Source organism: Sphingobium sp. TomTYG46 (genome assembly GCF_055396345.1).
This window is the reverse complement of the sequence record NZ_AP027324.1, coordinates 2211673-2233467: the sequence shown is the minus strand read 5'-3', so window position 1 is coordinate 2233467 and position 21795 is coordinate 2211673. Positions and strand designations below refer to the sequence as shown.

Annotated in this window: 28 protein-coding genes; 13 read left to right on the top strand and 15 right to left on the bottom strand. The window is 63.2% G+C overall.

What is annotated here, in order from left to right; genetic code table 11:
• Positions 1-25: 25 nt before the first annotated feature.
• A complete protein-coding gene (locus tag ACZ5YV_RS11350) occupies positions 26-1303 on the bottom strand; it encodes a multidrug effflux MFS transporter (RefSeq protein ID WP_464787709.1) in 1278 nt (425 codons plus the stop codon).
• A gap of 198 nt (positions 1304-1501) precedes the next feature.
• Here ACZ5YV_RS11350 and ACZ5YV_RS11345 point away from each other — a divergent pair, with 198 nt between their 5' ends.
• A complete protein-coding gene (locus tag ACZ5YV_RS11345) occupies positions 1502-1798 on the top strand; it encodes an SEL1-like repeat protein (protein WP_460987013.1) in 297 nt (98 codons plus the stop codon).
• Between the two features lie 3 nt (positions 1799-1801).
• Here the strand turns inward: ACZ5YV_RS11345 and ACZ5YV_RS11340 are convergent, their stop codons facing one another.
• The 5 genes from ACZ5YV_RS11340 to ACZ5YV_RS11320 are packed head-to-tail and all read right to left on the bottom strand — an operon-like array spanning position 1802 to position 5043.
• The gene (locus ACZ5YV_RS11340) at positions 1802-2923 is read right to left on the bottom strand and encodes a GNAT family N-acetyltransferase (RefSeq protein ID WP_464789209.1); all 1122 of its coding nucleotides are present in this window, start codon (positions 2921-2923) and stop codon (positions 1802-1804) included.
• A gap of 4 nt (positions 2924-2927) precedes the next feature.
• A complete protein-coding gene (locus ACZ5YV_RS11335) occupies positions 2928-3653 on the bottom strand; it encodes a glycerophosphodiester phosphodiesterase family protein (protein ID WP_464789208.1) in 726 nt (241 codons plus the stop codon).
• Positions 3634-4098, bottom strand: coding sequence for a RidA family protein (locus tag ACZ5YV_RS11330; protein WP_464787708.1), 465 nt, complete (start codon positions 4096-4098; stop codon positions 3634-3636). The genes ACZ5YV_RS11335 and ACZ5YV_RS11330 overlap by 20 nt, the downstream gene beginning before the upstream one ends.
• The gene (locus ACZ5YV_RS11325) at positions 4088-4750 is read right to left on the bottom strand and encodes an HAD family hydrolase (protein WP_464787707.1); all 663 of its coding nucleotides are present in this window, start codon (positions 4748-4750) and stop codon (positions 4088-4090) included. Before ACZ5YV_RS11325 ends, ACZ5YV_RS11330 begins: the two co-directional genes overlap by 11 nt.
• On the bottom strand, positions 4747-5043 hold the full coding sequence (locus tag ACZ5YV_RS11320) for a DUF3572 family protein (protein ID WP_196224855.1): 297 nt from the start codon (positions 5041-5043) through the stop codon (positions 4747-4749). The genes ACZ5YV_RS11325 and ACZ5YV_RS11320 overlap by 4 nt, the downstream gene beginning before the upstream one ends.
• 71 nt (positions 5044-5114) lie before the next feature.
• Here ACZ5YV_RS11320 and ACZ5YV_RS11315 point away from each other — a divergent pair, with 71 nt between their 5' ends.
• Positions 5115-5477, top strand: coding sequence for a response regulator (locus ACZ5YV_RS11315; protein WP_196224854.1), 363 nt, complete (start codon positions 5115-5117; stop codon positions 5475-5477).
• 247 nt (positions 5478-5724) lie between these two features.
• Positions 5725-7593: a PhoX family protein gene (locus tag ACZ5YV_RS11310; RefSeq protein WP_464787706.1), complete on the top strand. Its 1869-nt coding sequence runs from the start codon at positions 5725-5727 to the stop codon at positions 7591-7593.
• A 196-nt stretch (positions 7594-7789) separates the two neighbouring features.
• Here ACZ5YV_RS11310 and rpmG read toward each other — a convergent pair whose 3' ends face one another.
• Entirely contained in the window at positions 7790-7957 is a 168-nt protein-coding gene (gene rpmG / locus ACZ5YV_RS11305) for a 50S ribosomal protein L33 (protein WP_007687342.1), read from the bottom strand.
• A 207-nt stretch (positions 7958-8164) separates the two neighbouring features.
• On the opposite strand from rpmG, the gene ACZ5YV_RS11300 reads away from it, so the two are divergent.
• The 3 genes from ACZ5YV_RS11300 to ACZ5YV_RS11290 all read left to right on the top strand — a co-directional run bounded on the left by ACZ5YV_RS11300 (position 8165) and on the right by ACZ5YV_RS11290 (position 9703).
• Complete coding sequence (locus ACZ5YV_RS11300) at positions 8165-8497, top strand: hypothetical protein (protein ID WP_464787705.1); 333 nt, start codon at positions 8165-8167, stop codon at positions 8495-8497.
• A 15-nt stretch (positions 8498-8512) separates the two neighbouring features.
• Positions 8513-9079 carry a TMEM165/GDT1 family protein gene (locus tag ACZ5YV_RS11295; RefSeq protein ID WP_464787704.1) on the top strand — a complete coding sequence of 189 codons (567 nt, stop codon included), beginning with the start codon at positions 8513-8515 and terminating at the stop codon, positions 9077-9079.
• Positions 9080-9211: 132 nt separating this feature from the next.
• Positions 9212-9703 carry a Dps family protein gene (locus ACZ5YV_RS11290; RefSeq protein ID WP_464787703.1) on the top strand — a complete coding sequence of 164 codons (492 nt, stop codon included), beginning with the start codon at positions 9212-9214 and terminating at the stop codon, positions 9701-9703.
• 66 nt (positions 9704-9769) lie between these two features.
• On the opposite strand, the gene ACZ5YV_RS11285 is transcribed toward ACZ5YV_RS11290, so the two are convergent.
• The 5 genes from ACZ5YV_RS11285 to cobS form a co-directional block, all read right to left on the bottom strand.
• Entirely contained in the window at positions 9770-10240 is a 471-nt protein-coding gene (locus tag ACZ5YV_RS11285; RefSeq protein WP_464787702.1) for a GreA/GreB family elongation factor, read from the bottom strand.
• Between the two features lie 110 nt (positions 10241-10350).
• Positions 10351-12177 carry a cobaltochelatase subunit CobT gene (cobT, locus tag ACZ5YV_RS11280; RefSeq protein ID WP_464787701.1) on the bottom strand — a complete coding sequence of 609 codons (1827 nt, stop codon included), beginning with the start codon at positions 12175-12177 and terminating at the stop codon, positions 10351-10353.
• Positions 12177-12962: a tyrosine-protein phosphatase gene (locus ACZ5YV_RS11275; protein WP_464787700.1), complete on the bottom strand. Its 786-nt coding sequence runs from the start codon at positions 12960-12962 to the stop codon at positions 12177-12179. Before ACZ5YV_RS11275 ends, cobT begins: the two co-directional genes overlap by 1 nt.
• Positions 12959-13378: an OsmC family protein gene (locus ACZ5YV_RS11270; protein ID WP_464787699.1), complete on the bottom strand. Its 420-nt coding sequence runs from the start codon at positions 13376-13378 to the stop codon at positions 12959-12961. The genes ACZ5YV_RS11275 and ACZ5YV_RS11270 overlap by 4 nt, the downstream gene beginning before the upstream one ends.
• 4 nt (positions 13379-13382) lie before the next feature.
• Positions 13383-14390 carry a cobaltochelatase subunit CobS gene (cobS, locus tag ACZ5YV_RS11265; protein WP_464787698.1) on the bottom strand — a complete coding sequence of 336 codons (1008 nt, stop codon included), beginning with the start codon at positions 14388-14390 and terminating at the stop codon, positions 13383-13385.
• Positions 14391-14567: 177 nt separating this feature from the next.
• On the opposite strand from cobS, the gene ACZ5YV_RS11260 reads away from it, so the two are divergent.
• Positions 14568-14840, top strand: coding sequence for a DUF1294 domain-containing protein (locus tag ACZ5YV_RS11260; protein WP_464787697.1), 273 nt, complete (start codon positions 14568-14570; stop codon positions 14838-14840).
• A gap of 10 nt (positions 14841-14850) precedes the next feature.
• On the opposite strand, the gene ACZ5YV_RS11255 is transcribed toward ACZ5YV_RS11260, so the two are convergent.
• Positions 14851-15468: a DnaJ domain-containing protein gene (locus ACZ5YV_RS11255; RefSeq protein ID WP_464787696.1), complete on the bottom strand. Its 618-nt coding sequence runs from the start codon at positions 15466-15468 to the stop codon at positions 14851-14853.
• A gap of 44 nt (positions 15469-15512) precedes the next feature.
• On the opposite strand from ACZ5YV_RS11255, the gene ACZ5YV_RS11250 reads away from it, so the two are divergent.
• Both ACZ5YV_RS11250 and ACZ5YV_RS11245 read left to right on the top strand, forming a co-directional pair.
• A complete protein-coding gene (locus tag ACZ5YV_RS11250; protein ID WP_464787695.1) occupies positions 15513-15800 on the top strand; it encodes a BolA family protein in 288 nt (95 codons plus the stop codon).
• A gap of 10 nt (positions 15801-15810) precedes the next feature.
• Positions 15811-16716, top strand: a complete 906-nt coding sequence (locus tag ACZ5YV_RS11245; RefSeq protein ID WP_464787694.1) for a pirin family protein — start codon at positions 15811-15813, stop codon at positions 16714-16716.
• A gap of 122 nt (positions 16717-16838) precedes the next feature.
• Here the strand turns inward: ACZ5YV_RS11245 and ACZ5YV_RS11240 are convergent, their stop codons facing one another.
• Positions 16839-17657: an MJ0042-type zinc finger domain-containing protein gene (locus ACZ5YV_RS11240; protein ID WP_464787693.1), complete on the bottom strand. Its 819-nt coding sequence runs from the start codon at positions 17655-17657 to the stop codon at positions 16839-16841.
• A gap of 168 nt (positions 17658-17825) precedes the next feature.
• On the opposite strand from ACZ5YV_RS11240, the gene ftsE reads away from it, so the two are divergent.
• The 4 genes from ftsE to ACZ5YV_RS11220 are packed head-to-tail and all read left to right on the top strand — an operon-like array spanning position 17826 to position 20708.
• Positions 17826-18542, top strand: coding sequence for a cell division ATP-binding protein FtsE (gene ftsE, locus ACZ5YV_RS11235; protein WP_464787692.1), 717 nt, complete (start codon positions 17826-17828; stop codon positions 18540-18542).
• Entirely contained in the window at positions 18539-19441 is a 903-nt protein-coding gene (locus ACZ5YV_RS11230; protein WP_464787691.1) for a cell division protein FtsX, read from the top strand. The genes ftsE and ACZ5YV_RS11230 overlap by 4 nt, the downstream gene beginning before the upstream one ends.
• Positions 19438-19968, top strand: a complete 531-nt coding sequence (locus tag ACZ5YV_RS11225; protein ID WP_464787690.1) for a YdcF family protein — start codon at positions 19438-19440, stop codon at positions 19966-19968. The genes ACZ5YV_RS11230 and ACZ5YV_RS11225 overlap by 4 nt, the downstream gene beginning before the upstream one ends.
• A gap of 11 nt (positions 19969-19979) precedes the next feature.
• Positions 19980-20708 (top strand): lysophospholipid acyltransferase family protein, encoded by a 729-nt coding sequence (locus ACZ5YV_RS11220; protein ID WP_464787689.1) that lies wholly within the window; start codon positions 19980-19982, stop codon positions 20706-20708.
• A gap of 179 nt (positions 20709-20887) precedes the next feature.
• Here the strand turns inward: ACZ5YV_RS11220 and ACZ5YV_RS11215 are convergent, their stop codons facing one another.
• Positions 20888-21793, bottom strand: coding sequence for a prephenate/arogenate dehydrogenase family protein (locus ACZ5YV_RS11215; RefSeq protein WP_464787688.1), 906 nt, complete (start codon positions 21791-21793; stop codon positions 20888-20890).
• Between the last annotated feature and the right edge of the window lie 2 nt (positions 21794-21795).

Sequence of the window (21795 nt, the reverse complement as noted above, 5' to 3'; positions counted from 1 at the left end):
GGCGGTGTGATCGCCGCCTTTCTTTTCAGTGGACGGGATCGAATTCCGGTTCTCGCAACGCGGCATGATGTGGGCGGGTGAATAGCTTCCCGCGTTCGGCGAACAGGACGATCAGAAGCGCCGCGATCCCGAACGCCAGCATACCGATCGTCAGAGGTATGGTCGTCCCGTTGAACGCCCGCCCGACCACGCTACCCAAGGCGCTGGACAGCGCTGTGGTCATAAACGCCTGAAATGAAGACGCCGCGCCCGCCCCCTTGGCAAAGGGCTCCATGGAAATCGCGCCGAAATTGGACGCGGTGAAAGCGACGGCCATCATCGTTGCCGACTGGAAGAACATGAAGGTGAACATGCTCTCTCGACCAGACGCGATCACGACAAGATGGACGGCGCTCGTCGCGATCATGGACAGAACCGCACCCTGGCTCAGGCGCCGGGCACCGAATCGCGATACAAGGCGGCTGTTCAGCAGGCTGCCGACCCCCATGCTGCCCGCCATGATCGCAAAAGCTATCGGGAAGAATGACTGGGCATGAAACAGGTCGAAGAAAATCTGCTGCACTGACAGGATGAAGCCGATGAGCCCGCTCATCACTACGCCGCTCGCCAGCATATAGCCTGCCGAACTGCGATTGGTGAGCACAACCGCCATGGTGCGAAAGATCGTTGATGGGTTCATCCGCAGCCTGTTTTCCGGCTTCAGCGTCTCGGGCATGCGTATGACCATCCAGATCAGGATAAGCGCCGCCTGAATAGCCAGAATCCAGAATATCCATCGCCATGGCGCGAACCAGAGGATCGCCTGCCCGAAGCTTGGCGCCATCACGGGTATCAACATGAATACGGCGAGGATGAGCGACATGACCCTGGCCATTGCGTCGCCCTTGAACCGGTCGCGAATGATGCCCACGGCGATCACCCGACTCGCTCCGGCAAAGAAGCCTGCCGACGCCCGGCCGAACAACATCAGGGGAAAGCTGTTCGCCATCGCGCACCCTATTGTGGACAGGATGAACATCGCCAATGCGCTGCCCATCACGGGTTTACGCCCGAACCGATCGGACAGGATGCCGAACAGCAGAGATCCAGCGCCCAGTCCCAGGAAATATACGCTGATAATAAGCTGCCGGTCATTGGCATTCGCGATTCCCAGATCGTGGCCCATGGCGGGCAGCGCAGGCAACATCGGGTCGGTCGACAGCGCATTCATCGCCATCAGGCAAGCGCTCAGCACCACGAATTCGCGAAAGCCGATGTCTTTCTTTGGTTGTCCGATTGCGACCGGGGGGGAAGGGTTGGTCATGGCGCGGCTATGGGATCAATCCGGCTGCTATGCCAGTCTAAGATCACGCGGCCTGCCGCATTAACCTTGTACCATCCAGGACTTTCGGGCGCTGATGCATAAACCCTCAAATCAGCGTTAACCATTTTTTATCCCCTGCCGGTGCACCGTGCGGCCTGTCGAAAACCATTATCTCGAAATCCACAGGGGGATTCGGTCGTGGCAAACAGTCTGAAAAGTGCTCAGTTTCTGATGGAAAGCCGCCTGCCAGTGGCGGGCTGGGAATCGGCGGAGGCCTGCTTCGATCTGGGCGTCGCCTATAGCTGCGGAACTGGCGGCAAGTCGGTCGATCTGATCGAAGCGCATAAATGGTTCAACCTCGCTGCGCTGCGTGGCAATGAGGAAGGGCAGGTAATGCGCGCCGAGATAGCCGAAGAAATGACGGCCCGCGAGATCGCCGAGGCGCAGCGTCAGGCGCGCGCCTGGATCGCCGCAAACCAGCTGCGCGCCGCCTGATCGTCAGCCCTGCTTGCGGAACGGCGCCCGTTCGCTAAGCCAGATCCGGTCCTGTTGCACGCCAGTCCGTTCGGCAGCGAGAAATTCAGCGACGGCCCGGCGGAACGAAGCGTTGGGCAGGAAATGCGCCGAATAAGTGGGCTCCGGTCCATAGCCCCGCGCCAGCTTGTGTCCGCCTTGGGCTCCGGCCTCGACACGGGACAGTCCAAGCGCGATGGCGACTTCGATCGCCTGATAATAGCATAGCTCGAAATGCAGGTTGGGCACGTCCTCGGCGCAACCCCAATAACGGCCATATAGCGCTTCCTCACCAATCAGGTTGAGCGCTCCCGCAATCGGCCTGCCGTGACGCTGTGCCAGCATCAGCAGCACCCGATCCGCCATGTTTTCGCCCAGCATCGAGAAAAAGGCGCGCGTCAGATAGGGCCGCCCCCATTTGCGCGATCCGGTATCCTGGTAAAAATGCCAGAAGGCGTCCCAATGCGATTCCTTGAGGTCGCGGCCGGTCAGGTGAACGATCTCCAGACCCTCGACGGCACGCGCTCGTTCCTTGCGGATATTCTTGCGCTTGGCGCTCGAAAGGCTGCTCAGAAAATCATCGAAGTCGCGATAGCCGCGATTGATCCAGTGGAACTGGCTATCTTCGCGGATCAACCAGCCCGCCGCTTCGAATAGCGGCACCTGCGCTGGCTCGATGAAGGTTGCGTGGGCGGATGACAGGTCGTTGCTCTCGACAAGGCTTTCGATCCCCGCGATCAAGGCTGGGGCCAGCGTCGGTTCCCGCAACAGCAATCGTGGCCCCGGCACAGGGGAAAAGGGCGCGGCGAGCTGAATCTTGGGATAATATTGGCCCCCCGCTCGCTCCCACGCCTCGGCCCACCCATGGTCGAACACATATTCGCCCTGGCTATGGGTCTTGCCGTAAAGAGGCGCTGCGGCAGCGATCCGTCCGTCGGCACCATCGATCAGCATCGGCAAGGGCTGCCACCCGGTTCCGGGACCAACACTGCACGACCGTTCCAACGCGGCCAGAAAATCCCAGCTCATGAACGGGTTGGCGGTCCCGGCGCAGGCGTCCCACTGATCGCGTGGCAGTTCCACAACCCCGTCAGCTACCCGCACCAGGCATTCAGTCACGCTGGACCTCGAATATGATCTGGTCGGCATACGCCTCGGCCGCAGCATGTTCGGCCTCCGTGCGAACCGTCCAGGTCAGCACGGCCAGACCGCGCTCGCGCGCCCGCGCTGCAAAACGGGAAGGAAGGTCACGAACATCACAGGCGATAAAATCGGGTCTCGCAACCCAAAGTGCAAGACCGCGCCGGGCCGCGCCGCGCCATCCCGTGTCACCCTGCTCCGTCACCACCAGGCCTCGCGCCGCCTGCGGCATGTGCCGGGCAAACCAGCGCATCGCGACGGGGTTGAAGGACATGACGGCGGCCAGAGCATGCGGATGCTTTGACAGATCGCGTGCCACCGCTGCACAGAGGGGCGCCACATGGCGGCCCGTGACCTTCAATTCAATCAGCAGCGGGACCGTTTGCCCGCACGCCTGCAACAGCGTCTCCAGCCGTGGAATGTCGCCACCATCTCCTAGCTTAATCTGCTCAAGGCGTTCGGCCCGATGGTCCGACAGCACCCCCTCGGCACCGGTCATGCGCAAGAGGGCGGCGTCGTGAAAAACCATCGCGACGCCATCCCCGCTCAGCCGGACATCGCATTCGATGCCATAGCCTTGCGCAATGGCCGCGCGAAAAGCGGCCATGCCATTTTCGCTGATGCCCGCCCCATGCAACCCGCGATGGGCGAAGGGGCGGGCGGTCAGGAAGGAAAGATCAAACCGCCGACCGGACAAGGACGACCGCGTCGATCTCAACCACGGCGCCCAGCGGCAGCACCGGCACGCCCACTGCGCTGCGGGCGTGCTTGCCTGCCTCGCCGAATACCTCGACCATCAGTTCCGACGCGCCATTGGCCACCTTGGGCTGGTCCGTGAAGCTTGGGGCGCTGCTGATGAAAGCGCCCAGCTTCACGATCCGCTCAACCCGGTCCAGGCTGCCCAGCGCCGCCTTGATCTGGGCAATGAGGTTAAGGCCGCAGGCCCGCGCTGCCTTGACGCCATAATCAAGGTCGCGATCTTCGCCCAGACGGCCCGTCATCAGCTGTCCTTCGGAAAGCGAAATCTGGCCGGAAATATGCAGCAGGCCGTTGGCCTCGACAGCCGCCACATAGGCGGCCACCGGCGCGGCGGCTGCGGGCAGGGTGATGCCAAGTTCGGTAAGGCGGGCTTCAACGCTCATTTGGGACTCCATCTGGGTTATCAATGTTTAAAGGTGCGGGGCCGTCGGCAAGCCGATCGGCGATCCACCTCTCCGCCGTTGCCCAGTCGTCTATCCGGGCGTGGGCACAGGGGGCGGCATCGACATCAGCCGAAATTTCAGGTTCGCCTACCATATGCAGTCTCCACACGCCCGGCGCATGCTCGGTTACGGATTCATGATGCTCGGCCAGGTCGTCGATGAACAGCGCGGCTGACGGCCGCCGCTCGGCGACGATCGCGGCCAGCGGCGCGCCCTTGGGTCCATGGTTCCAATGCACCGGGAAATCGAGTCCATGCGCCGCCAGCTGTTCCACACGCTGCTGATGATGCCGCTCCCCGATATTGGTGAGCACGACGATATCGGCCATGCGCGACAGCCTGCCCATCGCTTCGACGGCCCCGGCGATCGGCATCTGGCGGTGCATTTCCGTGTCGAAAAAGCCCACCAGCAGCTGCCAGACCAGTTCGCGCTCCAGCGGGATGCCGCTGTCCTTGTGGCGCAGCGCCTCGGCAAAGCCGCGCTCGCGCATATCGAAATGCACGGCATGATGCTCGTCCAGCCATTCGCGGAAGGGAACGACCATGTGCAGCAGCACCTCGTCGCAATCCGTGATGATCAGGGGGCGGCTCATCGGCCCAGCGCCCGCCGCGCCGCGATCAACGCCTCTGCTTTGGTATCAAGCGCCTCGGCACAGGCGATCAAATCCGGTTCGTGATCGGCCAGAAAATCCAGCACCGCCCGCAACACGGAAGGATTATTCACGCCAGCGCGCAACGCGTCCGCGTCCAGTCCGGTAAGCGCCAGCAGCCGATCCGCCCGCTGCTCATCGCCCAGCGTCCAGGCAAGCGCCATCAGGGCCAGCGTCAGGGCCTCTTCGCCATCGGCCGGGCCAAGTTGCTTGCTATCGGGGCTGTCGGAACGCATGATTGATTCTCGGCAAGGGGCAATTGTATCAGCGCGCTTTTAATATGCGCATCATTTAACGCGGGTGACTGGTGGCAAAGCGCGTGCTCGTTGTCGAGGACAACGAACTCAATCTCAAACTTTTTTGCGACCTTCTGCGCGCGCATGGCCATGAAGTGCTGCCGTTGCGGGATGGGCGCGACGTTGTTTCGCAAGCGCTGGAGTTCCGCCCGGACCTGGTGATCACCGACATTCACTTGCCCCATGTCAGCGGGCTCGACCTGATCGTCTCGTTGAAGCGCGATCCGCGTTTGGCATCCGTCCCGATCATGGCGGTGACCGCCTATGCTGGAAAGGGCGACGAGGACCGGATTCGCGGCGCAGGGGCACAGGCCTATGTGTCAAAGCCCATTTCGGTGCTGCGCTTTGTCGAGCAGGTGAATGCCCTGCTGTAACGGCTAGAGCATCGTGCGCAAAAGTGGGAACCGGTTTTGCGTCTACAACGATGCGAAAGCAAAACTAGAGCGCGCGACCTGCGTCCAATTAAACGCAGCGCGCTCCATCTGTGATCGTCATCAGACCGTCATCGGTCTTTCATGCCCATGTCCCTGAAATGAAGCGCTGCTTTCACGCTGCGCTGCCAAGCCCCGGGCCAGGGACGCGGCATTCTGCCGACAGTCCGATCTGGAACAGGGGTAATTCATGTCTCACCTTACTGACGAGGCGCGCGCGCCCTTTCGCGATGCGGAACCCAGGATCGACGCGGGCAGCAACTGTCTGGAAGCCATCGTCGCCGCCAATCCCGGCCGCCGTTCCGTACTGAAGAACGGTCTGCTGGGTCTTTCCATTCTGCCGATGCTCGGCACTCTTGCGGCCTGCGGCGAAGATGATGATTCCGGTTTCCCAACCCCGACGCCTGGCCCCACGCCTACTCCGACGCCCGCGCCCAGCTATGCGATCGCCTTTGCCCCGGTTGCCGCCAACCAGAATGATACCGTGACCGTCCCGGCTGGCTACACCGTCGATGTCCTGCTGAAAGCGGGGGACTCCGTTGAAGCTGGCACCCCCTATTCGGGCAGCTTCCCGACGCCAGCCGACGCTGAAAAATGGGCGGGCGGCAACCATGACGGCATGGAATATTTCGCGCTGTCGGGCACCGACGCCAACATAGGCGGACTGATCGCGATTAATCATGAGCTACCCGACTACAACATTCTTTTCACAGGCAGCTACAATGCGGCCACGGCAACTGCCGACCAGAAGGCGCTGGCGCTCTCGGCAGTCGGCATCTCGGTGGTGGAAGTCGCCAAGGGCACCGACGGCAAATGGACGGTGAAGGCAGGCTCGCGCTTCAACAAGCGCTACACCGGCAACAGCAGCTATCGCGCGGGCGGCCCCGCTGCGGGCCAATTGTCCGGCACGATCAAGGGCATGCTCAACAATTGCTCGTCCGGCCGTACACCGTGGGGCACTTATCTGACCTGCGAAGAGACTACGGACAATTATCTCGATCCGACGCAGCCCGCGCAAAATTACGGCTGGGTGGTTGAGATCGACCCCTATCAGGAACTGGCCGATCCGACGAAGCGCACCGCCATGGGCCGGTTCGACCATGAAAATGTCGCGCATATGGCCGACAACAACAACCGCGTCGCATTCTACATGGGTGACGACAGCACGCCGGGCTGCATTTACAAATTCGTACCCGATCGCGCCTTCAGCACATCCAACCGCGCCGCCAATACCGGCCTGCTGGATTATGGCACGCTCTACGTCGCCCGCTTCAACGCCGATGGAACGGGCGAATGGCGCGCGCTGGTGCAGGGGCAGAACGGCCTGCTGCCCGGCGCTTCGGACCCCGGCAATATCAGCCAGAGCACGACGCCGCCCACGCCCGTCATCGTCAACTTCAACAGCCAGGCGGATGTGCTGATCAACACCAAGTCGGCCGCGCGTGTCGCGGGCGGCACCGTGATGGATCGTCCGGAATGGCTCACCGTCGCGCCGGACAACAGCGCCATCTATTGCACGCTGACCAACAATAGCGGCCGTCAGGTCACCGATGCGGCCAATCCGCGCACGCGCAACCTTCACGGTCACATCATCAAGTTCAAGGAGAAGGATAATTCGCCCCTGGCGGCGACCTTCACCTGGGAAATCTTCCTGCTGGCGGGCGATCCCGCCCTGGCGTCAGGTGGTGCCAATCTGGTGGGCAATATCAATGGTGACACTTTCTCCAGCCCTGACGGCATCCGCATCGATCCGCAGGGTCGCCTGTGGGTGCAGACGGACCATAGCGTGCCCGGAAATTCGGGCGTGACCGGCACGACCATCGATCAGGCCTTTGGCCACAACGCGATGTTCTACGTCGATCAGACCAGCAAGCAGTCCAAGCGCTTCCTGGTCGGTCCCGCTGGCTGTGAGATCACCGGCATCGCCTACACGCCGGACCTCAAGACCTTCTTCGTGAACATCCAGCACCCCACGGGCAACTGGCCGGTCGCGGGGCAGCAGCCGCGCTCATCGACCATCGTCGTGACGCGCACCGACGGTCAGCCAGTCGGCAACTGATGGGTGGGAGGGCTTTACGCCCTCCTCCGTTTGCTTCGAGCGAGGTCGAGAAGCCTCTCACGCCGCTTCTCGACACGCTCGAACGAATGACGGAAGCGCAGTTTCAATGACACAAGGAAAGGCCCGCTCCCTGACAGGGGCGGGCCTTTTCCATCGAAGCCATCAAATGGATCGGGCGACCGCAGCCGCCTTCAGATCACTTGATCTTGGCTTCCTTGAACTCGACATGCTTGCGCACGACCGGGTCATACTTACGGAAGCTCAGCTTCTCGGTCTTCGTGCGCGGGTTCTTCTTGGTAACATAGAAGAAACCGGTGTCAGCCGAGCTGACGAGGCGAATCTTGACGGTTGCTGGCTTGGCCATGGCCCTGGTTCCTGGTCGTGAATATCGTGAAAAAGAGAAGCGGCCCCGTGAAGGGCCGCCCCGTTTCAGCAGCCGCCCATGAGGGAGATTCGGGATAATGTCAAGACGCGCGTGGCGGCTGAACGGGCCGCGTGCTAGACTTTACGCGGCCTTAACAGGTTCCGATGCATCTTGTCATCGGAGCGACAGGACAGGGGGATGCTTCCCATGCGACATGATCCGATGCTGGCCATTCTTGCAGACATGCTGCGCCGCGTGGACGGCCTTGCGGGGCAGCGCGGGCAGGTGAGCCTGCTGCGATTGAGCGATGAAGTTGACCAGATTCGCCATGTCGCCCGCGCCTATCATCTCGATAGTGTTGAAGGACTGGCGGACACGTTGCAATCCGCCTTGTCATTGCAGGGAACGGGGCCGGTCATCCTTTGCTACCTGGACCTCATGCGGGATGCCATCGCGGCGGAAATGTCCGATGCGCAGGTGATACCGATCCTCGTGGCAGCGAAACCGGCAGCGATCGCCGGAACGCCGCTTTCCTGCTGACGACCGCACCTGCCGATGGATGCATTACTGACCGCGCTGCTCGGATGCTTCCTGGCTGAGATTGGCAACAAGAATCAATTGCTGGTGCTGGCGCTGGCGACGCGTTTCAGCCGGGATGGCGCGATCATTGCGGGCATCATGCTGGCCGCCGCCGCCAATGCGGCGATCGCCGCCGTCGCGGGCGCGTTTCTGGCGCCGATGCTGGGTTCTGATGCGCGGCTGCTGTTTCTTGCCCTGGCCGTGCTGTTTTTGGGCATAGGCCTCCTTTGGCGGGTGAAGGCCCCCGATCCTCTCGCCGAATGGCCGATAGGGCCGTTCCTCACCACGGCGCTGGGGCTGTTCATCCTTGGCTTTGGCGATGGCTCTCAGTTCCTGATCCTGGGCATCGCGACGCGGACTGCCGAGCCATTGCTGGCCGGAATTGGCGGCGCGCTCGGCGTGACGGCGGCGCTTATTCCGGTCGTCTTGCTCCGTGACAGCATCCTTCGTCCGGGGCCGATCAAGGCGATCCGCCTGACCGCCGCCGCATCGATGCTGATCATCGCCTTGATGCTGGGCGTAACCGCCATGGGGCTGGTGTAGGCGCTCCCATTGATCGACAGAGTGGATCAGTCTGAACGATGATTTCGTCGGGCTATTCGCGCCTTGTCATGGCACCTTATCGTCATCAGATCATTGTAAGCGCGAAACCATTTCACGAGCCAGGAGCAAGCTATGACAGCCCCCGACCTCAAGACGCCCACCGACCTGCGGAGTAACGCGACCAAATCGGTGGCGCAAGCGCTCAACGGCGTACTCGCGGACAGCTATGCGCTGTATTTTAAGACCAAGAATTTCCACTGGCATGTGTCGGGGCCGCACTTCCGCGACTATCATCTGATGTTCGACGAGCAGGCCGCACAGATTCTGGCCGTTACCGACGCCATTGCGGAGCGTGTGCGCAAGACCGGCAACACGACCTTGCGCTCGATCGGCGACATTGGCCGCCACCAGTCGATCAAGGATAATGATGCGGAATATGTTAGCCCCGCCAACATGTTGAACGAACTGCGCGAGGATAATCTTCGCCTCGTCGAATCGCTGCGCGCCGCCAAGTCCGCCGCCACCGAAGCGGGGGACAACGCGACCGAAGGCATTGTCGATGACTGGACCGACCAGGCCGAGGAACGCGCCTGGTTTCTGTTCGAGGCTGGCCGCAACGGCTGAAACAAAAAAGCCCTCCAGCATCAAATTGGAGGGCTTTTTTATTGCAAAGGCATCGGATGACCGGCGCTATTCTCCGTCGATTGTTTCGATGGCGACTATTGTGATTGCGCCCGGCTTGCCAGCGAAGTCGATTGTCTCATCCACTTCGGCATCCATCATCGCGCGCGAAAGCGGTGCGGTGAAGGCGATCCGCCCCTCCGCCGGTGCCGCCTCATCGTCGCCGACAATATCGATCCGCTTTTCCGCGCCATTCAGCCGGTAAGTCACGCGTGAACCAAAGGTCACCGCGTCCCCCGCCGCCGCTGGCTGAAGATGCGCCGTCGCCAGCCGCGTACGCCAGTAACGCAACTCGCGCTTGTGCTTCTTCGCATCCTCTTCAGCCATGGCCGCCGCATCAATCGCTTCCAATGCTTCGACCTTCTCGCGCGTCAGCCGCAGCCCGCGCGTCGTCACCCAATTGGGGCCAGGTGGAATCGGAATCTCGAACGTCGGCTCCAGATGCTCCTCGTCGCTCTCGCGGCGAAAGGCGACACTCATGGCACACTCCTCAACAAACGCCTGCTCCCCCCTGTCCCAAGGTCGAGATCGCCGATCTTCTTTTCAAGGGACGGCTGGGTTCAGATGCCCAGGCCCGAGACAGGCTCGGCCTAATCTTCGTCGAACAGCCCGGCCAGCTGCTCCACCATCGTCCCGCCAAGCTGTTCAGCATCCATGATGGTGACGGCCCGTCGATAATAGCGGGTGACGTCATGACCGATGCCGATAGCCACCAGCTGCACGGGCGATCGGTTCTCGATCCACTCGATCACCTGACGCAGATGGCGCTCCAGATAGGTGCCGCTGTTCACCGATAGGGTCGAATCATCGACCGGGGCGCCGTCGGAAATCACCATCAGGATGCGGCGCTCCTCATTGCGCGCGATCAGCCGCTGATGCGCCCACAGCAATGCCTCGCCGTCGATATTCTCCTTTAGCAGCCCCTCGCGCATCATCAGGCCGAGATTGCGGCGCGCCCGCCTCCACGGCTCGTCCGCCTTCTTGTAGATGATGTGGCGCAGGTCATTGAGGCGGCCCGGCATTGGCGGCCGTCCGGCGGCCAGCCAGGCCTCCCGGCTCTGACCGCCCTTCCAGGCGCGCGTCGTGAAGCCTAATATCTCCGTCTTGACGCCACAGCGCTCCAGCGTGCGCGCCATGATGTCTGCGCTGATCGCCGCGATGCTGATCGGCCGCCCACGCATGGAGCCTGAATTGTCGATCAGCAGCGTCACGACCGTGTCGCGAAATTCGGTATCCCGCTCGATCTTGTAGGACAGCGACCGCGTAGGATCGATCACGATCCGCGCCAGCCGTGCCGCGTCCAGCAGCCCTTCCTCCTGGTCGAAGTCCCACGACCGCGATTGCTGCGCCATTAACCGCCGTTGCAGCCGGTTGGCGAGCTTCGTCACCGCACCCTGTAAACTCACCAACTGCTGGTCCAGAAAACCGCGCAAGCGGTTCAGCTCATCCTCGTCGCACAGGTCCTCGGCGGTCACCACCTCGTCATGCGCGACCGTATAGGGCTTATAGTCGAAACCCGGAGGCAAGTCGGACATCGGCCGGTTGGGCCGGACAGGCATCATGCCTTCCTCGCCCATATCATCGGCGCCTTCATCGCTGTCGGCGTCGAAATCGTCGCTATATTCGGTCTCGCCTTCCTCCGTGTCGCCGCCCGTGTCTTCGGCGCGCGCTTCAGCATTCATGTCGCTGTCGCCGGATTCCTCCTCGCCCGAATCGCCTTCTTCCTGATTCTGCTCTTCGTCCTCGCCTTCCTCCTCCGACTCATCCTCATCGCTTGCAGGCGGAACATCGCTTTCGACAAGCTGGAGATGCTCCAGCATCGCCTGCGCCAGCTTTTGGAACGCCCGCTGGTCGTCTATCGCCAGTCCCAGGGCATCGAGATCGGCGCCCGCCTTCTCCTCGATCCACGCATCGACCATCGCCATGCCGGTGACGGCATCTTTGGGGATAGGCTGGCCGGTCAATCGCTCGCGCACCTTCAACGCCAGCGCAGTCGAAAGCGGCACTTCATCGGCCGACCGCGCCCGGCGGAGAGGGTCCGACTTCAATCGCAAGTCCAACGCATGGTTGAGGTTGTCGCGAACGCCTTCCATCGCCCGCGATCCAATCGCCTCCACCCGCGCCTGCTCGACTGCGTCATAGACCGCGCGCGCGGTCGCGTCGGCTGGGGCAGCGGCCGTATGCATACGCCCATTATGGTGACGCAGGCGCAGTGCATTGGCGTCGGCGAATCCGCGAGCGAGCGCCACCTGATCGGGCGGCAGGTTCCGGCCCGGAGTCGGCACCTTGATCGCCTTGCCCGCCATATGCGGCGCGTCGGCGGTGAAGCCCACCTCCACCTCGGCATCGCGCGCGATCGATCGGGCCGCGCCCGACAGCACGTCCTTGAAAGCATCCAAAGGCGACCGCTCCGCCATCAGTCGAGCAGCCTTTCGCGCAAGGTCCCACGCGCAGCCTCGTCAATACCAAGCGATCCGGCCAGATACCCCTCAATCCCGCCATGATTGGCGTCCAGCTCCGCGAACAGGCTGTCCAGATAAGCGACATCGACCGTCAGCACTGGCTCCAATGCCTCGGCTCGTGTCGACCATGCCCGCGCGACCAGCGAGCTGCGCTGGGTCAGCAGCCAATTCCAATCGGCATGCTCTTTGGTCAGCAGATAATCCTCGACGATCGTCTCACGCGGTACGCCCAAAGCCGCCAGGATCAGCGCCGCGCCGACACCGGTGCGATCCTTGCCAGCTGAACAATTGATGATGATCGGCAGGCGTCCGGCCGCAATCTGCGCGAACATCGCCCGATAGGATGCTGCGTGGTCCGCCGGAATGGCACGATAGAGCGCGATCATCGCGTCCCGCATGTCCTGCGCGGTCGCATCCTTCCGCTTCAGCATGTCGCCCAGAATACCGCTGCTCTCGCTATAATCGCGGCAGAAATAATCGACCTCCGCCCCATGCCAGATCGTGGGTTCGGCGCTGCGCTCATTGCCCCTGCGGAAATCGCAGATCGCCCGGATGCCGAGCGACCGCAGATGCGCGGCGTCCGCATCGCTTAGCAGCGCCATGGTCCCCGAGCGGAAAAGCGCGCCCCGACGAACCACGCGCCCATCCGCCGTCGCATAGCCACCAAAGTCGCGCAGGTTGAATGCGCGCTCCAAGGGCAGGCGGCGCTGATCAGCGACCAGGGCGCTGGCGTCCGTCACGGCCGTTCGCCCTCGCCAACTGGCGGCACGGCGATCGTCTCGATCCGCGTTTCGACTTCGCTCATCAGCTTGTGGACCGGACAGCGTGCGGCGACTCCGATCAGCGTGTCGTGCTGCTCGTCCGTCAAAGGACCGCTCAGCGCTATCCGCGTCGTCAGTCGATAGATGCCGTCCCGTTCCTCGCTCGCATCACGGATGACGCCAACATGGATGCGCTCGACCGGAATGCCCTTGCGCTGCGCATACCACAGCATCGTCATCGCCTTGCACGCGCCCAGCGCCGAATCATACAGGTCGTGCGGATCAGGTCCGGCATCATGCCCATCAGGCGGCGTCATATCGACGATCAGCTCATGGCCCCGGATGTTGACCCGGTGCGCGCTGCCATCCGGCGCGATGCGCTCTACGACTATCATTACGTCAGGCCGCCCGGTGGGCGACGCTTTCGGGCAGGTCCTTGCCGAACACGCGCTGATAATATTCCGCCACCAGCGGCCGTTCCGCCTCATCGCATTTGTTGAGGAAGGACAGGCGGAAGGCAAAGCCGATATTCTTGAAGATCAGCGCATTCTGAGCCCAGCTGATCACGGTGCGCGGGCTCATCACGGTCGAGATGTCGCCGTTGACGAAGCCCTGACGGGTCAGTTCCGCCACCTTGATCATATTCTCGACTTCCTTGCGGCCGCCCTCATGATCATATTCGCCCGACTTGGCGAGGACGATCTGCGCCTCGGTCGCGGCGGGCAGATAGTTCAGCGTCACGACCAGATTCCACCGGTCCATCTGACCCTGGTTGATCTGCTGCGTGCCATGATACAGGCCGGTCGTATCGCCCAACCCGACCGTGTTGGCGGTCGCGAACAGGCGGAAATGCGGGTTGGGCCGGATCACGCGATTCTGGTCCAGCAGCGTCATCTTGCCATCGGCTTCCAGCACACGCTGGATCACGAACATGACGTCCGGGCGTCCCGCATCATATTCGTCGAACACCAGCGCGACCGGCCGTTGCAGCGCCCAGGGCAGCAGCCCTTCACGAAACTCCGTCACCTGCTGTCCGTCGCGCAGCACGATGGCATCGCGGCCGACCAGATCGATACGGCTGATATGGGCGTCCAGGTTGATGCGGATACAGGGCCAGCGCAGCCGCGCCGCGACCTGCTCGATATGGCTCGACTTGCCGGTGCCATGATAGCCCTGCACCATGACGCGCCGGTTATAGGCAAAGCCTGCCAGAATCGCGAGCGTGGTGTCCGGGTCGAACACATAAGCGGGGTCGAGATCGGGAACGCGCTCGTCCGCTTCGGAAAAGGCGGGGATTTTCAGATCGACGTCAATGCCGAACACTTCCCGCGCATCCACCTCCCGGTCGGGCGCGGCCAGCAGCGTCTCTGATCGGGTATCGGGCTGGACGTTGGGAATGTCGGTCATGCGAACGGGTCTTTCTGAATGATCTTTATGGCCCCTAACCGATCCAGGAAGGGCGTGTCGATATAGTGGGGCCTCCCTTTGCCCCGATCAAGCGGCCCATTTTCGCGAAATGGCCTGACGCCTCGGCCGTAACCGTGTCTTCAGACCAACTTTACGAAAAATATATAGGCCACCGGAATGACCTATCCGATTTTTTTGGCATTGGGCTTCGTGGCCATTAACCTTTGGACCATCCTGTGCTTTGGCCATGACAAGGCGCGGGCAAGGTCTGGTGGCCGTCGCGTTAGGGAAGCTGATCTCCTGGGCTTGGCACTGATCGGAGGCACGCCGGGCGCACTGATCGCTCGTCAGCTATTCCGTCACAAGACCCGCAAGGAACCATTTTCCACGCAGTTGATGCTGATCGCGGTCGTGCAGTGTGGTTTGTTGATCGGCTGGTTTATCTTTTAATCTACGCCCTTCACGCGAAGGCAGCTGCCTTGCGCAGCAGGCCATAGGCCTCGATCACGCCCTGCAATGCGCTTTCGTGGCTGCGGTCGCCGCCATTATGGTCGGGATGATAGCGGCGCAGCAGTTCGGTATAACGCTGACGCAACGCCTTGCGATCCGCGTCGATGGGCAGGCCCATGACAGACAGCGCCTTGCGATCCTCGTTGGACAGGAACTTGCCGTCCTCGCGCATTTGCGCGTCGGCCCGTGCCTTTGCCACCCGCTCCTTGAACTTGGCGCCGATCGCATCGAGCGGGTCCTGAAAGTCGGACCATTTGGGCGGTGGGCTGGTGGCATTCGATGAAAAAGCGCGCGTCTCCCGCTCCCATCCCGCAAAGGGACGCTGGGCGGCGGCGATCTCATCCGGGCTCATGCCGGTGAAGAAATTATAGCCCTGGTTGAACTCACGCACATGGTCGAGGCACAGCCAGCGCCAGCGGGGGCCTTCCTGATTTGGCCGGGCGTCTTCCAAAGGAGGCGCGCGAAATTCGCCGGGCTCGGCGCATCCATCGACCGCGCAGGGGCGGTCGCTTTCCACGCGGCCATGGAAGCGGTTGAAACGGCGGGTCGAGTACGGGTCGGTAGACAAGATTGCCCTGATGCATGATGGAACAAAGGGCCTATATAGGGGCGATGAGCACCCAACTGAAAGGCCCCGTGGCCACAGAGATCGAGGATCGGCTGCGCGCCGCCCTGTCGCCAGAGCAACTCGCCGTGATCGATGACAGCGAAAAGCATCGCGGCCATGCGGGCCATGACGGGTCGGGTGAAAGCCACTTCACGGTGGAGATCGTCTCGGGCGAGTTTGCGGGCAAAAACCGCGTCGCGCGCCAGCGCCTCGTCAACGCCGCGCTCGCCGATCTGCTGCGCGACAAGGTCCACGCGCTGGCCATCAAGGCCCGCGCGCCCGGCGAAGCATAAGGGAACATCCATGACCCTAGACGACCTCGTCATCCAGACCATCAGCCCGACCACCCATGATCTGGGCGACTTCCGCGTCCATCGTTCACTGCCCGCGCCGGGCCGGACGATGGTCGGCCCCTTCATCTTCTTCGATCAGGCCGGACCCGCCAAGATCGGCGCGGGCCAAGGCATCGACGTGCGCCCGCACCCGCACATCAATCTCTCGACGGTCACCTATATGTTCGAAGGCGCCTTCCTGCATCGGGACTCCTTGGGCACGGAGCAGTTAATCGAGCCGGGCGCGGTCAACCTGATGACTGCGGGCAGCGGCATCGTCCATTCCGAACGCTCCCCCGACAGCGACCGTGCACGCGAGTCCAAAATCTCGGCCATTCAGACATGGCTCGCCCTGCCCGATGGCATTGAGGAAATGGCGCCAGCCTTCGAACATGTCAGCGAAGGGGGCTTGCCCGTCATCGACTGCGGCCGGGCGAGCGCGCGCGTCATCATGGGCAGCCTCTGGGGCGCATCCTCGCCGGTCACGACCTATGCCGACACCATCTATGCCGATATTCAGCTGTCACCGGGCGGGAACGTGCCGATCGATACCGATGCGGACGAGCGCGCCATCTATGTCGCTGGCGGAGACGCCGCGCTCGATGGCGTCGCCCTCCTGCCTCAGACGCTCTACGTCCTGCGTCCCGGCACCCGCGCCACGTTAATGAGCGTCGATGGTGGCCGCGTGATATATTGCGGGGGCGAAGCCTTCAAAACGCCGCGCCATGTCTGGTGGAACTTCGTCTCTTCATCCACCGACCGCCTCTATCAGGCGCGCGAGGATTGGGAAGCCATGCGCTTCCCCCTCATTCCCGGTGACGATCAGGAATTCATCCCCATCCCGCAGGGGCGGCCCAAGACGGTCAGCTATCCGTGAAATCATCCGCCCCACAATGACCGTTCGCCCTGAGCTTGTCGAAGGGCTTTACTTTCTTGAAAAAGAAGGGGTTTCGACAGGCTCAGCCCGAACGGAAAAGGGGTGAACGAGGCTGGCGACGCTTACTGAACGAAGGTCAGCGACAAATTCTCGGCATTTTTCGGAATGTCGATCCGGCTTTCGTTGATCGACGCTTCCTCGCCCGGTTTCAGGCTGGTGCGATCCGCCTTCGTCGTCCAGCTGAACACCAGCCGGTTCTGCTGATCGCGCAACTGCACCAGAACCGGCGGCACCGGCAGCGTCTGCTTCCCGCTGTTCACGATCCGCGCGCCAAAGGCGAAATATTCCTCGCCCGTGGGCAGCTTGCGCCGCTCCGCAGGCTTGGACAGGTAGAATAGCAGGTCCGGATCGCCTTCCTCGGAAACAAAGCCAAGATTGACCGCCCAGCTTGGCGTCCCGAAATACCAGAGCGCGCCACCCACGCCGCCAACCGCCAGGCAGAACAGCACCGCCGCATAGGTCCACAGCTTCAGGTAATTGCGGCGCGGCCTGACGGGCGCGGCATAGCTTTCCGCAGGCTCCTCGTGCCTTCGGCCGTAAATATCATCGACGCGATTATCGACCGGCGCTGCCGCCACGGGCTCAGGCGTCGATGCGGCAACCGCTTCTGCCACAGGCGCCGGATCAGCCTGAACCTCGACGGGCGCCGGGGGTGGAGGTGGAGTGGCGGCAACAGGGGGCGGCGGAGGCGGGGCAGGGCGAGTTTCAGCGGCAATGGGCGCTTCCCCCATCGCCACGGCCTCTTCCCTGACCGGCAGAGCCGCGCCTTCCTGGAACCAGCTATGTTTGCAGGAGGCGCAGCGAACCTGGCGGCCATCGGGGCCGACGGCGCTGTCCGGCACAATATAGCGCGTGGCGCAATTGGGACACACCAGGATCATGACGCTTCATAGCCATGGCTTGGACTCGAGGGCAAGCGGCATTGAATGGGCAGGCCCAAGATGCCGCGACTCGGCGGATGATGGCGCTTCGCGCTTTACGCCTGCCTGCTCGCTGTGCCATGGCTGCACCAAGGGGCAGCAGGGAGCGCGCGGGCGCATAATCGAAGCATGTCGGCGATCGTACAGTTCGAAAATGTCGGCCTGCGCTATGGTCTGGACAGCGAAACCCTGTCCGACGTCAGCTTCTCGCTGCATGGTGGCGGCTTCTATTTCCTGACCGGCGCGTCGGGCGCGGGCAAGACATCGCTGCTGAAGCTCCTCTACCTCGCCCAGCGTCCCAGTCGTGGCGTCATTCGCCTGTTCGGGGAGGATGTGGTGACGCTGCCCCGCAAGCGTCTTCCCGGCTTTCGCCGCCGCATCGGCGTCGTCTTCCAGGATTTCCGGCTGGTCGCGCACCTGTCCGCCTATGACAATATCGCCTTGCCCCTGCGTGTCGCTGGCATGGCGGAAAGCGAAATCGACGCCTCGGTCTCCGAAATGCTCAACTGGGTGGGCCTGGGCGACCGGGGTCAGGCGCGTCCCGCGACCCTGTCGGGCGGAGAGCAGCAGCGCGTCGCCATCGCCCGCGCCGTCATCGCCCGCCCCGAGATACTCGTCGCCGACGAGCCCACCGGCAACGTCGATGCCGACATGGCCCGCCGCCTGCTCACCCTGTTCGAAGCGCTCAACCGTCTTGGCACCACCATCGTCGTCGCCACCCACGACCTGCCGCTGATCGGCCAGGTCGAAGGCGCGCAGATGATGCGGCTGGACAAGGGCCGCCTGTCCGATCCCACCGGATCGCTTCGCTACCCGCCCCGCCCGCAAGGGGCCGCACCGTCATGACGGGCGCAGACCGCCGCGCCGCCGCCGCCGCCCGGCACCGGCTGCTGCCCGAAGGCCGGGTCGCAGGCCCGATGCCCTGGGTCATCGCGATCATGATGTTCCTGACCGTCCTTGCCGCCGCCTCCGGCCTTGGCCTTGCGGCGGCGGTGCAAGCAGTCGGCGCCGACCTTGCCGGACGCGCCACGGTCCAGATCGTGGAGGCCAATGCCGACCGGCGCGAAGCGCTGAGCGGCGCTGCCGCCCGGCTGTTACGCAAAACCGCTGACGTTCGCGCCGTCCATCCAGTCGATCCCGTGACGCTGGCCAACCAGATCCGCCCGTGGCTCGGCCAGGATGCCGCGAGCGGCGACCTGCCCATCCCGGCGCTGATCGATGTCGAACTGACGCCCGGCGCGACAGGAGCCAAGGCGCAGCGGCTGGGCCGCATACTCGCCACCCTCTCGCCGAACATCCGGGTAGAGCCGCACGCCGCCTTCCTCCAGCCCCTCGGCAGCCTGCTCGCCGCGCTGGGCGGACTTGCGGCTGGCATCGTGCTGCTGATGGCCCTCGCCACCGCCGCCATCGTCGTGTTGGCCGCGCGGGCGGCGCATGACAGCCATCGCGGGACCATCGACGTGCTCCACCTGATGGGCGCCACCGATGTGCAGATCGCCCGGCTCTTCCAGCGGCGCATGGGCCTCGACGCGCTGTTCGGCGGCCTGCTGGGCTTTGTCACCGCGTTGCTGGTCATCATCCTGCTGGGCACCCGGCTCGCGGCGACAGGGTCCGATCTGCTGGCAGCGATCAGCCTGCCGTGGAGCAGTTGGCTGATCCTTGCCACCCTGCCCATAGGCGGCGTCCTGCTCTCGACGCTGGCCGCACGGTGGACCGTGCTGCGATCCCTGGGGCGGCTGCTATGATCGTCCGCCTCTTTGCGGTGACCTTGCTCGCCTGGATGCTGGGTTTCGCCTGGTTTGCGATCTTCCTGCCCCAGCCGCTCGACGGCCGCCCGACAGACGCCATCGTCGTGCTGACGGGCGGCGCGGGCCGGATCGACCGCGGCCTTGCCCTGCTTGAAGAGGGCGCGGCAAAGCGAATGCTGATCTCCGGCGTCGATCGTTCCGTCCGCCCGGCGGAGCTGGCGGCACAATATGAAAGGCCCGAACGGCTATTTTCCTGCTGCATCACGCTGGGCCGTGAAGCGATCGACACCCGCTCCAACGCCATCGAAACCGCGCATTGGCTGAAGCGCAGGGACTTCCGCACCGTCCGCCTCATCACAACGGACTGGCACATGCGCCGCGCCGCGCTTGAACTGCGGCAAGCGGTGCCGGGCAATCTGACGATCGTCTATGACGCCGTGCCGAGCCGACCCAGCCTCAGGATGCTGATGCGGGAATATAATAAATATCTCCTCCGCCGTGCCGCCGCGCTCGTCGGGATTTGAAGAACGGCCTTATGATCACCGCCCTGCGCTCGCTCGTCTTCATGCTGATATTCTACAGCGGCTCATTGCTGCTGGTTCTTGCCGCTCTGGCTGTGGCATGGCCATGGCCTGCAGGGGTTCCGGTCGTAGCGACGGCATGGGGCCGTTTTCACCGATTCTGCGCGCGTTGGATTCTCGGGCAAAAGGTGCGGATCGAAGGCGAACTGCCGCTGGGCAACTATCTCTATATCGTCAAGCATGAGTCGATGTTTGAAACGATCGACCTGCTCTGCATTTTCGATCGCCCGGCCATCGCCGCCAAGCGCGAATTGCTCGACATTCCTTTGTGGGGCCGTATCGGTCGGCTGTACGGCCTTATTCCGGTCGAGCGTACCGCTGGGGCCAGCGCCCTGCGGACGCTGCGAGCCGCCGCTCGCGCCGCAAACGATCAGGGCCGTGCCGTCTGCCTCTTTCCAGAAGGCACGCGCGTTCCTCATGGCGAAACGCCCCCCCTGCGTGCGGGCTTCGCGGGCCTCTATTCCCTCCTTCGCCTGCCGGTCGTTCCGATCGCGATCGACAGCGGCCGCCTGTCCCCGCGCGGCAAATTCATGAAACGGGCAGGCACGATCACCTACAAGGCGGGCGAGATCATTCCGGCGGGCCTCGATCGCCGCGAGGCTGAATCCCGCGTCCATGCCGCGATCAACGCGCTGAATCCCGCGCATTCCTTTGACAAGCTCAACCCAAACGCGGTCGAGTGATCCCGGATAAACGGCGCGAAGCCTTAGGGCATGATCATGTTTGAGTGATCGTCACCCCGGACTTGATCCGGGGTCCCGCTTCTCTTCTGACGCTGCCGAGGCAGTGAAACTCCGGTTCGAGCCCGGGGTGACGGAAAACCAACCTTAATGCCGATGCTTCCGTGTAAGACGATCACGCCCTAATGACGCCGCCCAAAATCAGGCTTGGGATCATCCTGCCCCTGCTCGATGATCGACCGGCGGATCGCCCGGGTCTTCGTGAACAGGTTGAACAGCGCGTCCCCGTCATTCCACCGGATCGCCCGCTGCAATGCGGACAGGTCCTCGGAGAAACGCTGCAGCATTTCCAGCACCGCATCCTTGTTCGCCAGGAACACGTCGCGCCACATGGTGGGGTCGGACGCGGCGATGCGGGTGAAGTCGCGGAAGCCGCCCGCCGAATATTTGATGACCTCCGACTGGGTTACATCCTCCAGGTCGCTGGCCGTGCCAACGATCGTATAGGCGATAAGGTGCGGCAGATGGCTGGTCACGGCCAGCACCAGGTCATGATGCTGCGGGTCCATGGTTTCGACGTCCGCGCCGACCCGGTGCCATAGTTCGGAAATGCGCTCGACTGCGGCTGGATCGGCTCCGGCGGGCGGCGTGATGATGCACCAGCGGCCCTGGAACAGGCTGGCGAAACCTGCTTCAGGCCCGCTATTTTCCGTCCCCGCAACGGGATGCGCAGGAATGATGACCCGACCCGGCAGGGCGGCCGTCAACTGCGCCAGCACATCGGCCTTGCAGGACCCCACATCGCTGATGATGGCTTCGGGCGGAAGGTCCGCCGCGATCTCCGCCGCCGCCGCGCCCATCGCCCGCACCGGCACGCACAGCACCACCAGATCGGCGTCGGTCACGCTCGCGCCCGCCGTGTCGGTCACATCGTCGCACAGGTCGATCGCCCGCGCGATCTGCCGCACATTGGGATCGGCATCATGCCCCGTCACCCGGACAGTCGGCATATATTCGCGGATCGCCCGCGCCAGCGAAGAGCCGATCAGGCCAAGGCCGATGATGGTGACGCGCGCGAACGGCAGCATGT